11 protein-coding genes are annotated in these 13,452 nt (G+C 33.7%); all 11 read left to right on the plus strand.

Features of this window, described 5'->3' with window-relative positions; genetic code table 11:
* Positions 1-278: 278 nt before the first annotated feature.
* The gene (locus QLQ96_RS11805) at positions 279-2,468 is read left to right on the plus strand and encodes a glutamine synthetase III family protein (protein WP_482496844.1); all 2,190 of its coding nucleotides are present in this window, start codon (positions 279-281) and stop codon (positions 2,466-2,468) included.
* A 403-nt stretch (positions 2,469-2,871) separates the two neighbouring features.
* A complete protein-coding gene (locus QLQ96_RS11810; protein ID WP_482496845.1) occupies positions 2,872-3,741 on the plus strand; it encodes a hypothetical protein in 870 nt (289 codons plus the stop codon).
* A 64-nt stretch (positions 3,742-3,805) separates the two neighbouring features.
* On the plus strand, positions 3,806-4,330 hold the full coding sequence (locus tag QLQ96_RS11815; protein WP_482496846.1) for a hypothetical protein: 525 nt from the start codon (positions 3,806-3,808) through the stop codon (positions 4,328-4,330).
* An 8-nt stretch (positions 4,331-4,338) separates the two neighbouring features.
* The gene (locus QLQ96_RS11820; protein ID WP_482496847.1) at positions 4,339-5,073 is read left to right on the plus strand and encodes a CsgE family curli-type amyloid fiber assembly protein; all 735 of its coding nucleotides are present in this window, start codon (positions 4,339-4,341) and stop codon (positions 5,071-5,073) included.
* Between the two features lie 16 nt (positions 5,074-5,089).
* A complete protein-coding gene (locus QLQ96_RS11825) occupies positions 5,090-5,500 on the plus strand; it encodes a curli production assembly/transport component CsgF (protein ID WP_482496848.1) in 411 nt (136 codons plus the stop codon).
* Between the two features lies 1 nt (position 5,501).
* Positions 5,502-6,863, plus strand: a complete 1,362-nt coding sequence (locus QLQ96_RS11830; RefSeq protein WP_482496849.1) for a CsgG/HfaB family protein — start codon at positions 5,502-5,504, stop codon at positions 6,861-6,863.
* Between the two features lie 61 nt (positions 6,864-6,924).
* Complete coding sequence (locus QLQ96_RS11835; protein ID WP_482496850.1) at positions 6,925-8,421, plus strand: carboxypeptidase regulatory-like domain-containing protein; 1,497 nt, start codon at positions 6,925-6,927, stop codon at positions 8,419-8,421.
* Positions 8,422-8,572: 151 nt separating this feature from the next.
* On the plus strand, positions 8,573-9,751 hold the full coding sequence (locus QLQ96_RS11840; protein WP_482496852.1) for an AIR synthase related protein: 1,179 nt from the start codon (positions 8,573-8,575) through the stop codon (positions 9,749-9,751).
* Positions 9,752-9,920: 169 nt separating this feature from the next.
* Positions 9,921-10,277, plus strand: coding sequence for a hypothetical protein (locus QLQ96_RS11845; protein WP_482496854.1), 357 nt, complete (start codon positions 9,921-9,923; stop codon positions 10,275-10,277).
* Between the two features lie 109 nt (positions 10,278-10,386).
* Positions 10,387-12,726, plus strand: a complete 2,340-nt coding sequence (locus QLQ96_RS11850; protein ID WP_482496856.1) for a GH92 family glycosyl hydrolase — start codon at positions 10,387-10,389, stop codon at positions 12,724-12,726.
* 167 nt (positions 12,727-12,893) lie between these two features.
* Positions 12,894-13,337, plus strand: a complete 444-nt coding sequence (locus QLQ96_RS11855; protein WP_482496858.1) for a hypothetical protein — start codon at positions 12,894-12,896, stop codon at positions 13,335-13,337.
* Positions 13,338-13,452 lie beyond the last annotated feature (115 nt).

The raw sequence follows: 13,452 nt of genomic DNA on the forward strand, positions 1-13,452 counted from the left end.
TTAATAACCTTAAAAAAACAAATTCGTAATAATTACGGCACATTTTTGAATTTATGAGTTAAGAAATTATGAAAAAATGTTTATTTAATCAATATTCCCGTACAGTTTTGTTATATTTCTGTGATTTGAATTCATTATTCTTTGAAAAAAGCATTTTCTGTTGAGGAATTCTATTTCAAAAATCTAAAATTTATATGCAAAATGGGTTTTTTAATTGTTTATATTTGCTGATCATTTTTCAGTGAAAATTATTACGAATTTAAAAAATATATATAACCATGTCAACATTACGTTTCCAAGCTTTACAACAAGCTGCTAACAGAAAGCCGGTGCCTTTTGAAGAAATAGGCAGAAAATCAAATATTTTCGGATTAAATGTATTTAATGACAAAGCAATGAAGCAATATTTGACTTCGGATGCTTTTAGAGGAGTAAGAGATGCTATTCAGCATGGTACAAAAATAGACAGAAAGCTTGCAGATTATATTGCAATGGGAATGAAAGAATGGGCTCTTGCAAAAGGAGTTACACATTATACGCACTGGTTTCAGCCTCTTACAGGAACAACTGCAGAAAAGCATGATGCTTTTTTTGAAACTTCTTATGATGGAAGCGATCCTGTAGAAAAATTTGGAGGAGCGCAATTAGTTCAGCAAGAACCAGATGCATCAAGTTTTCCGAACGGCGGAATCAGAAATACTTTTGAAGCAAGAGGTTACACGGCTTGGGATCCGACTTCTCCAGCTTTTATATATGGTACAACTTTATGTATTCCTACAGTATTTATTGCTTACACAGGTGAAGCTTTAGATAATAAAATACCTTTATTAAGAGCATTATCTGCAATTGATGAAGCTGCTACGGAAGTTTGTAAATATTTTGACAAAAACGTAAAAAAAGTAACGGCTACTTTAGGATGGGAGCAAGAATATTTCTTGATTGACAAAGCTTTGGCAAATTCTCGTCCAGACTTAATGATGACAGGAAGAACCTTATTAGGACACACTTCTGCAAAAGGACAACAGTTAGACGATCACTATTTTGGATCAATTCCGACTCGCGCTCTTACTTATATGAGGGATTTGGAACAAGAATGCATGTTGTTAGGAATTCCAGTAAAAACGCGTCATAATGAGGTTGCGCCAAATCAGTTTGAGTTGGCTCCAATTTTTGAAGAGACAAATTTAGCGGTTGACCATAACTCTTTATTAATGGATGTAATGCAGAGAGTTGCAGAACGTCATGATTTTAAAGTTTTATTTCACGAAAAACCATTTAAAGGAGTAAACGGTTCAGGAAAGCACAATAACTGGTCGTTGGCTACAGATACTGGAGTTAATTTGTTGAGTCCAAGCAAAACGCCAATGAGTAATTTACAGTTTTTGACTTTCTTTATTAATACCATCAAAGCAGTAAACGATAATGAAACTTTATTAAGAGCTTCTATCGCAACAGCAAGTAACGACCACAGGTTAGGAGCAAACGAAGCGCCGCCAGCAATTATGTCGGTATTTATTGGAGCTCAATTAACTAAAGTTTTATCTGAATTAGAAAGCGTAACAACAGGAAAACTTTCGCCAGAAGAAAAAACAGATTTAAAATTGAATGTTGTTGGTAAAATTCCAGATGTATTATTAGACAACACAGATCGTAACAGAACTTCGCCTTTTGCCTTTACAGGAAATAAATTTGAATTTAGAGCAGTTGGTTCAAATTCAAACTGTTCAAATTCAATGACAACTTTGAATGCGATTGTAGCAAAACAGCTATTTGACTTTAAAAAAGAGGTAGAAAACCTAATCGAGTCGAAAGACATGAAAAAGGACGATGCTATTTTTAATGTTTTAAGAGAATATATTAAACAATCTAAAAAGATCCTTTTTGAAGGCGATGGTTACAGCGAAGCTTGGGAAAAAGAAGCAGCAAAAAGAGGTTTAAGCAATTTCAAAACTACTCCAGAAGCTATTAAAGCAAAAGTTTCTAAACAAGCTTTAGACTTATTTGAACAATTAGGAATCTTCAATCACGTAGAAGCTGAAGCGCGTTACGAAATTGAATTGGAAGAATACACTAAGAAAATCCAAATTGAAGGAAGAGTTTTAGGAGATATTGCTAGAAATCATGTTATTCCGACTGCAATTCGTTACCAAAATACTTTAATAGACAATGTAAAAGGATTAAAAGAAATTTTTGCAAAAGAGTTTGAAGCTTTAGCTAAAGAACAAATTGTTTTAATTAAAGAAATTTCAGGTCATATTGAAGGGATTAATTCTAAAGTATTGGCAATGACTAATGAAAGAAAGAAAGCAAATCAATTGACTGATGCTCAAAAAATGGCAGAAGCGTATTGCAATAATGTAAAGCCATATTTTGATGAGATCCGTAATCACTGTGATAAATTAGAATTATTAGTAGATGACGAAAGTTGGACACTAACTAAATACAGAGAATTATTATTTACGAAGTAATAGTATCGTAACAATTTGTTAAAGCCTGTCTTTTTGAGACAGGCTTTTTTTATTTAAATACTAAAAAAAAACGATGTTTAATTGATATTTTCTTTGTTACAGATACCTTAAACGTAAGTAAAATGTAATAAGTAGCTTTTTTCTTGTGAAAATTTTTCAAGATTGAAGTAGTTCATCGAGATAGTTTTGCATTTCATCGAAAAGAGGTTAACGTATTGTAAAATAGGTAATTATACATAGACTGTTTTTGGATAAGTTTTCTAATTTTGGTCATGAAGTTGAAAAAGCAGTTAAAAAACTCTTTTTCAAAATGATAAAAACCCCTTCTTTTTTCCTCCCCCGGAAACCAACCTACAGAACCTACATAATAATTTGTATTAATAACCAATTAAATATATTTATTATGAAAAAAGTAATTTTAAGCATCTCAGCGATGCTGTTTGTAGGAGTTGCAGCAATTGCACAAGGCAATATCTCTTCTGTAAATCAAGTGGGATCTTCTCAAGAGGGGATTGTTAATCAAAACGGATTAACCAACAATTCTGACATTGACCAATTAGGTAATTCAAACAAATCAGAGGTTTATCAAGGAATTCAGCCAGGAATTTATAATGCTGTATTAAACAAAGCCGAAGTAAAACAAAAAGGAGACGGTAACGGTGCGTTTATTTCTCAAAGCAATCATGATAATAAAGCATGGCAAACTCAAACAGGAAATGGTAATCGTGCAACAATTTGGCAAGATCAAATCGTAGAGTCAGTTGTATTATCGGCATTAGGAGGAAACGATAAAGCGTGGCAAACTCAAACAGGAAATAGCAACACGGCTACCATTGATCAGGGAACAACTGGAAATGAAAAACCAACAGGCGCTCCTTTTACAGCTGCTCAGTTAGGAATGGGAACTGGTGTTGGTGGTGTAGCAGTACCTTTTGGACCTCATAATGGAAATGAAGCAACTCAAACTCAAAATGGAGCTCATAATACTGCATATGCAAGTCAAGGAGGGGTAACTAATAAATCTTGGCAAACACAAACTTCTGGAAGCGGTAACTCTGTAGAAAACTATTCAAACCACTATCAATACGGAACTAAAAACGAAGCTACACTTGTTCAAAAAGGTTATAAATTGACTGAGAATACATTACAAATTGGAACAACTAATAATTCAAAAGTAAACCAAACAGGTAATTCACACAGCAGTGTTGGATTCTCAAGCGGAACTTCAAATATTATAAATGTTACTCAATCTGGAGGACTTACTGGTTTGTAAGTAATAATAAAATGAGATAGTCTCAAAAGGGCTATCTCATTTTTTTAACTTTAAATAATTTAGGATGAAAACTTTACTTCTGAATATAATATTAATTTTTCTTTTTTGTCCAATTTTTTATGGACAGCAAAAAGAGGATAATTCTCAATTCAAACCATACAGTTCATCTGTTTTTAATATAAAAGAAACAGCTATGAGCATAGTTTCTGTTTTGGATAAAAAAGCCCAAAATGATTTGAATTTGAAACTTCAATCCGGAATACAAATACAGCAGATTGGAGATTTAAATAGAGTGAATGCAATTTTGAAAACGACCGAATCAAAAGTTTCTGTAGAGCAAAACGGAAACCGAAATGATTTACTGTTAGATAAAAATGCAAAATCGATTACTCAAAGTGTTCTTCAGCAGGGAAATAACAATAAGATTTTGGATTACACAGTAAAAACAAATTATGATATAAATATGCAAATTACGCAAAAAGGCGATAATCAGAATATTCAAAATATTGGAACCAATTCTTTATCAAAAAACATGAAAATTACACAAACAGGAAATGGAGCTTCAGTAATTCTTATAAATAAATTATAAACGTATTTATGTATTATTTCGACAGATATTACACCATTCTGCTTCTATTTTTCGCTCTAACATTTTATGGACAAGTTCCTCAAGATAAGGTAAAAGCAAAAATAGAAATTGAGAAAGTGGAGGGTAACGTAAAAATCACTGGAACAGCTGAGAATATGACAGATGTAATCAGAAGTGCGGCCTATAAATTATCTGTTATAAAAAATAATAATGGCAATAATAATCAGTCTAAAAATGAACAAGTTGGTGTTTTTACCTTACAGCCAAACGAAAAACAAAAATTATCAACATCGCAGATCAATTTACTTGATACAGATGAAGTAGTTATTATGCTTTTATTTTATGATGAAGATAAACAAATAATAGCAAAAGATCGTGTGGTTTTAGGGGAAGAAAAAAAAAAGGATGAACCAGTAAAAATACTTCCAGACGAAGGCTTCGAATTAAGGGGAATCATTACTGATGATACTAAAACCAAAATGGGTAAAGATTTTTATGACCGATATTATTATAAATACAATGAGATTGGAATAAATGCTAAGAAGATCGTAACCATAGGTGAAGAATATAGTTTTGCAAGAAATACAGCAATTACAATAACCATTGAAAACGAAGTTATTTATGATTTTCTGGTACGGCCAGATGACGAATTTTTAGACGCAGTGGCTGAAGATGCTGTAAACGCAACGTTTGCCTATTTGAAACAAAAAGAAAACGAACGCAAATATTTCACTCAGTATTAATTTATTTATAAAAGATATGAAACTTATAGCAATCTCAATATTGTGTCTGCTTTTTTCGTCATTTGTAAATGCTCAGGCTTTTGTTTATAAACCTGTAAATCCTGCATTTGGAGGAGATACGTTTAATTATCAATGGCTTTTGAACAGTGCAGAAGCTCAGAATAAACAAAAAGATAAAGCACTTGAGGCCACTACAAAAACACAAACAGAACTAGAGCGATTTAAAGCCAATCTAAATTCGCAATTATTAAGTCAGATTTCCAACTCGCTTTATCGACAGCAATTTGGAACTGATGGTATAAGAGAAGGCTCTTATACTTTCGGGAGTTATTCTGTCGATGTTTTCCCATCGGCAGATGGTCTAACGCTGAATATTCTAGATACTAACACAGGACAACAAACCCAAGTAATCATCCCAAATCAATAATATGAGAATCCATTACTACCTTATAGTTGTATTTGGATTTCTTTTAAATGGTTGCGGCGCTTATTATAATCAACCCACAGGAGTACAAAAAGCTGTGTTGGGAGAAGGTACGCCTGCGACTTCATTACTAAAAGATTTACCAAAACCCAAAGAGCAAGTTGTTGTTGGTGTCTATAAATTTAGAGATCAGACGGGGCAATACAAACCGCAGGAAAACGGAAGCAGTTTTAGTACTGCAGTGACCCAAGGGGCGACTTCTATTCTGATAAAAGCACTAGAAGATTCCAAATGGTTTATACCGATTGAGCGTGAAAATATTGGAAATTTACTTCAAGAACGAAACCTTATTCGTGCAACTCGCCAAGAGTATGTAAAAAATGCAAATATTAACGAACCTCAGATTTCACCTCTGTTATATGCAGGTGTTTTATTAGAAGGAGGAATTGTTTCTTATGATTCTAATATCATCACAGGCGGATTTGGAGCTCGATATTTCGGAGCTGGGGCTTCTGTAAAATACCGTCAGGATCGTGTGACTATTTATCTGCGAATGATTTCGACTTCAAACGGAAAAATTTTAAAATCTGTTTATATCTCCAAAACCATTTTATCTCAGGCAATTGACGAAAGCCTCTTTAGATATGTCAATTTTAAAAGACTTCTTGAAGTAGAAACAGGATATACTACTAATGAGCCTGTACATATGGCGGTGACAGAAGCGATAGAAAAAGCAGTTGAATCATTAGTTTTAGAAGGAATAAAAGATAATGTTTGGGAAGCTGATGCGCCAAAATGGCAAGTTGATAATTTGCTAAAAGCCTATGCAGAAGAAACCAAAACGGCAGATGTTACAGGTCTTTATGACAGAGTTTTGGAAAACAGAAGAAGCAAATTTGCCATCGAACTTTCTGGCGGTGCAACTTTAATGGATGGTGATTATCAAGACCCGCTTCTAAGACCCTTAGGCCGCGGTGCTTTAAAATTCTTTATTTCTCCTAGTTTCAATTTTAGTGCTTCCACAAACGTAATAAATCTGGCCAACAAAAATCTACTTGATGTTGGGTATATTACATATGATCTTAATATGGAGTGGGTTATACTTCCTAAAGATCGCCTTACTCCATATTTATACATTGGTGGAGGATACGGAATGAACAGTAAATTCGAAAACACACACAGCAAAATCCAATATGGAGGAGGTCTAGAATACATGGCCTCCGATCAAATAGGTATAAAATTATTTGCTGAACAAAATATCAATTTCAGTGATAATGTCGATTATATCGTTGCAGGAACCCGAGATGATTACTATTACAAATTTGGTTTAGGGCTGACTTATTATTTCAAAAAAAAGAAAAAATAATTGCAATAGCTAATTATCTGAAATTAAAACATTAAAGTTTAAAATTTAAAAACAAATCAAAATGAAGTATTTATACAAAATTACCCGTGTACTTTTTTTATTGTTTTTGGTTTCATGCAGTGAAGAAAAAATAGGAGAACAGATAGATGCATATGGTACAGTAACAGGAAAAGTTGTTTTTGCCGATACTTTTGAGCCAATGGAAAACGTAAAAATACTTACAAGCCCAGTATCAAGTACAGTATTTACTGATGCAGAAGGAAAGTTTACGCTTTCTAATATAAAGGCGGGAGAATATTCGATTCAAGCTCAAAAAGATGGTTATGTTGCCAAATTTGAAGCCGTTACTGTAAGTAAAAATGCTACATCAGAAGTAGTTTTCGAACTGAAGAAAGCAACAGCAAACAATAAGCCTCCAACCGTTCCAGTGCTGGTTAGTCCGGTAGATAATAGTACAGGCCAGGCGGTTTCGTTAGATTTAACTTGGACTGCTACAGATCCTGACAATGATGCACTTATTTTTAAAGTTACACTTAGAAATGATAGTAACGCAGAGGTAAAGACTTTTGATGGCATAAAGGAGAAAAAGCTTTCGTTGACTGACCTTGTTTATGGTATAAAATACTATTGGCAGGTAGAAGTAACAGATGGAGTTAATACGCCTATATTAAGTACGGTTAGTGCCTTCTCAACACTTGCTTTTCCAGCAACAAGATATTTATTTGTCAAAGAAATTGGCGGTAACAATGTGATTTTTACTGCTGATGATGCAGGAAAACAATATCAATTAACAGCCTTAGATAAAAATTCTTGGCGTCCTCGCAGAAATAATCAGGTTAAAAAAATTGCATTTATAGCCACAAATGGTTCCAAAAATGATATTTACACCATGAATTCTGATGGAACTGGAGTAAAAAAAATTACAAATTCTGTTTCCATTGCTGGGTTTAATTCAGATTATATAGGATATTCATGGAATGCCTCAGGAAGCGCATTAATCTATCCTAATTTTGATAAGCTTTACAAAATCAATAATGATGGAAGCGGTTTGACAAAAATATTCCAGACTCCAAATGGCAAATTTATTTCTGAATGTGATTGGAGTGCCGACGAATCAAAAATTGCAGTAAAAGTTAATGATGCAAATGGATATAATGTTGAGATTTATATAATTAATATGTCTGGTACAGTAACGGAAAATGTTGTTTCTGGACAAAATGGTGCTTACAGCGGATTAAATTTTTCTATTACAGGACAAAAATTAGTTTATTCTTGGGATATTACAGGCTATGAAAGTACAAGTTATCGACAGCTAGATTCAAGAATTTTCGAATATAATTTCGGAACCAACATTTCTACACAAATTTTAATCGATAAAAACGTAGGAACAAATGATTTTGATGTTAGATATTCACCAAATGAAGCAGAAGTTATCTTTGTAAATACTTCTAATGATGGGGTGTCTGAGAAAAAGATTTTTAAAGCATTAGTTAAAAATACCAATGAAAGTGCAAGAACAGTATTGTTTTCGGGAACATCGATGCCAGACTGGGAATAAAAGTGCAAGCCAAAGCTTCATAACCAATTTTATTCGGAAGATCGGCAGGAGAAAAACTTCTGCCGATTTTTTTATCAATCAAATAATCGAATAAGGCAAAGAATTAAAAAAAGGGATTATCTTTGCTGAACATCAACACAAACTAATTTTCATGAGTTCAGATTCTAGCAAAAGATATGCACAAAGGGGTGTTTCGGCATCAAAAGAAGACGTACATAACGCTATAAAAAATATTGACAAAGGTTTATTTCCGCAGGCATTCTGTAAAATTGTTCCTGATTATTTAACTCAAGACGATGAACACTGCCTTATTATGCATGCTGACGGAGCGGGTACAAAGTCATCTTTGGCATACATGTATTGGAAAGAAACTGGTGATCTTTCTGTTTGGAAAGGAATTGCTCAAGATGCTCTAATCATGAATATTGACGATTTATTATGCGTTGGTGCAACAGACAATATTTTACTTTCTTCAACTATTGGAAGAAATAAAAACTTAATTCCAGCGGATGTAATTTCTGCAATCATCAACGGAACTGAAGAATTAATCAACGAATTAAAATCTTTTGGAGTTACAATTCACTCAACTGGCGGAGAAACGGCAGATGTTGGAGACGTAGTCCGTACAATTATTGTAGATTCGACAGTAACGGCTCGTATGAAACGCAGCGATGTTGTAGATAATGCAAATATCAAAGCTGGAGACGTAATTGTTGGTTTGGCTTCTTTCGGACAAGCAACTTATGAAAAAGGCTATAATGGAGGAATGGGTAGTAACGGACTTACTTCTGCACGTCATGACGTTTTTGGAAAATATTTAGCTAAGAAATACCCAGAAAGTTACGATGCTGCAGTTCCAGAAGAATTAATTTATTCAGGACAAGTAAATTTAACTGACGAAGTAGAAAATAGTCCAATCAATGCAGGGCAATTAGTGCTTTCTCCAACAAGAACTTACGCGCCAATTATCAAGAAAATTTTAGATAAATACACTCCAGAAGAGATTCACGGAATGGTACACTGCAGTGGTGGTGCGCAAACTAAAATTTTACATTTCGTAAAAGATTTACACGTTATAAAAGACAATTTATTTCCAGTGCCACCATTGTTCAAATTAATTCAAGAACAATCAAAAACAGATTGGAAAGAAATGTATCAAGTTTTCAACTGTGGACACAGAATGGAGCTTTACGTTCCAGAAAATATTGCGCAAGATATTATTGAAATTTCGAAATCATTTAATGTTGATGCACAGATCGTAGGTAGAGTAGAAGCTTCAGATTCTAAAAAGCTAACTATTACAAGCGAATACGGAACATTTAATTATTAAAAAATATTTAAACCCTATAAGTTATATAAGTTCATTTTAATTTGACAGATCAGATTTGTCAGGCTGAGCGAAGTCGAAGCTCTATTTTGATTTGACTGTCTTCCATTTTCATTCAGAGAGAATTTATATTTACTTATATAACTTATATGGTTTCAAAAACATACCTATTATGTACGAATTACTTTTTTGGAAATATCTAGACGAAATCTACCTTAATAATCAAGAAGTTTATGAAGCGCTGCTTGAAAAAGAAGAAGTAGAAGGTCTTGCTATTCTTCAAGTTGAAGTAATCGTAAATAGAATTAATTCAGTCTTTTCAGAATGGGAAAGAGTGGATGAAAACAGCTGGCAAAATCCAAAAGGGAAAGGCGCATTTCAAGTTATTACCACACCTCAAAGCGTAAAAATTGACTGCTACGGAACAGAAGGAAAAACCATGAACAAATTAGTAGAGATCATGGAAGAATTCAAATGTCCGCTTTATGACCCGCAAGTTCCAGAACGTTATGATGAAATGAACGAGTAGTTTTTTGTTTCAAGTTTAAATCATTATCAATTATGTTTTTTAAAAATAGATTTTGTTGTATTTTTCTACATTAAAACAACAAGGGAAATTTCTAAGAAAAACTAAAAAAATGATTAAAACAAAATGCAGTCATAATTTTCTTTTCGGAATATTAGTTTTAGTACTTTTTGCTAATAAGACATTCGGTCAGAAGAAGTTGAACGAAAAACAAAACCTTATTCAATATGTCGATCCAATGATTGGAACGGCCAAGATGGGACATACGCATCCAGGTGCAACAGTTCCTTTTGGAAGCGTGCAGTTAAGTCCAGAAACCGATACCATTGCATACAGCTTAAACGGAAAATACAATGGCGAAGTTTATAAATACTGCGCAGGTTATCAATACGAAGACAAAACTATTGTAGGTTTCAGCCACACGCATTTCAGCGGCACAGGACATTCCGATTTAGGCGATTTTTTAATTATGCCAACAACGGGAAAGTTGCAGCTGAATCCCGGTGTAGCATCAAAACCTTTGTCGGGTTATAGATCGGCATTTTCGCATTCTACAGAAAAAGCAGAGCCAGCTTATTACACCGTTTTTCTAGAAGATCATAAAATTAAAGCAGAATTGACGGCAACAACCCGCGTGGGAATGCATCAATACACTTTTCCAAAATCGGATCAAGCGCATATTATTTTGGATCTGACTTCAGGAATTTATAATTATGATAAAAAGAATGTTTGGACATTTGTTCGTGTAGAAAACGATACTTTAATAACGGGATATCGTCAGACAAATGGCTGGGCGAGAACTAGAACAGTTTATTTTGCGATGTCTTTCAGTAAACCAATTAAAAGCTACGGACAAGCCGCTCAAGATAAAAGTGTTTACAGAGGTTTTTGGGGAAGATTCGATCAAACGAAAAATTTCCCAGAAATGGCAGGACAAAACCTAAAATTGTTCTTTGATTTTGATACGAATGAAGGAGAGAAAATCAAAATTAAAATGGCATTATCGCCAGTAAGTTCTGCCGGTGCATTAGAAAACATGAAAAAAGAAATTCCAAATTGGGATTTCGAAAAAGTAAAAAAACAAAGTCAGGACGTTTGGAACAAAGAGTTGAATAAAGTACAAGTTGAAACGATTCAAAAAGAAGATTTGGTTAATTTTTACACCGCAATGTATCATGCATTTTTGGGTCCGACAGAATACATGGATTTAGACCGAAATTATAAAGGTCTTGATATGAATGTGCATAAAGCTGAGAATTTTACAAATTACACCAGTTATTCGCTTTGGGATACCTATCGTGCTTTGCATCCATTGTTTAATATTGTTCAGCCCAAAAGAAATGCCGACATGGTAAGTTCAATGTTGGCACATTCGGATCAGAGTGTTCATAAAATGTTGCCAATCTGGTCGCATTATGCCAATGAAAATTGGTGTATGATTGGCTATCACTCGGTTTCAGTTGTCGCAGATGCAATTGTAAAAGGCAATATCAGTTTTGATGCTGAAAAAGCGCTTCAAGCCTGCGTGAATACTGCGAAAGTGCCATATTATGACGGACTTGAATTTTATATGAATAAAGGATATGTTCCAGAAGATAAAAATGGCGCTTCGGTTTCTAAAACTTTAGAATATGCTTATGATGATTGGGCAATCGCACAGGCTGCAAAGAAATTAGGAAAGACTGAAATTTATAATGAATTCATCAGCAGATCGAAGAATTATAAAAATGTGTATGATGAAAAAACAGGTTTTATGCGTCCGAAATTAAATGACGGAACATTCAAGAAAGAATTTGATCCGCTGGACACGCACGGGCAAGGTTTTATTGAAGGAAATTCTTGGAATTACAGTTTATACGTTCCGCATGATCCTGCTGACATGATTAGGTTGATGGGAGGAAACGAGAAATTTAAAGTCCGTTTAGATTCGTTGTTCAATATGCATCTTCCAGATAAATATTTTGAAAATACAGAAGATATTACAAGAGACGGAATCATCGGAAATTATGTTCATGGAAACGAACCTTCGCATCATGTTGTCTATCTGTACAATTGGACCGATTCGCCTTGGAAAGCGCAAGATAAAATCAGAATGATCTTGAAGAAAATGTACAGAAATGGCGCTGACGGTTTAGGTGGAAATGACGATTTCGGGCAAATGAGCGCTTGGTATATTTTCAGCAGTTTAGGATTTTATCCTGTCGCTCCAGGTTCTGACGAATATGCTTTAGGAAGTCCGTTAATGAAAAATGCTGTTTTAAATTTAGAAAATGGGAAGACATTTGAAGTAGCAACAGTTAATCAATCCGATAAAAATGTATTTGTTTCAAAAGTGCTTTTGAACGGAAAAGAACTTTCGAGACCTTTCTTAAAACATGAAGATGTAATGAATGGCGGAAAAATTACTTTTTATATGACAAATAAACCGAATAAAAAGAGTTTTAAAAATTAAACTTATGCCAATTTGAGCGAAGTCGAAAGGTTTTTTAGATACCAAAAAACTTCGACTTCGTTCAGCCAGATAGAAACAAGTATTTAAATTCGAGAAAATTTGTGCAAATAGTGGTAAAACAATAAAAAACTTCACGAAATTTGCATTTCAAATAAAGACGATTAGATATGAAAATAAATTTAAAATCAGGAATTGACAAACTGCTTTTTGGAATGAAGCAGAATGATGTAACCGCTGTTTTAGGAAAACCTGATAAAAATTATAAAGACGAAGATGACAATGTTATTTTTGTTTACAATGCGTACAAAACTAGATTGACTTTTTACCAAGAAGAAGATCTTAAACTTGGATATATTGTAGCTTCAAGCAATAATCTAGAAGTTTTCGGATTCAATTTAATTGGAAGAAAAATTGCTGATGTAAAGAAAGATTTCGCTACAAAAGGAATAACAAAATACACTCAGGAAACTTTTGATACTTTCGAAAATTACTTCAATGAAGACAACTGGTTTATCCTTCAAACAGAATTTGATGAGGTAGTAAAGTTTGAAATTGGAGCAATCATCAACAGTAAAGATGAGTTTGACTGGAAATTTCCTGTAAAAAAATAAAGACTTAAATCAAGATAAAGTTTGTCAGGCTGAGCTGAGTCGAAGCCCTGCAAAGTAATACCAACAAATCATAAAAAAACCGACAATCACTTGTCGGTTTTTTTATATCGTAAAA

The organism is Flavobacterium sp. B167r (genome assembly GCF_056824315.1).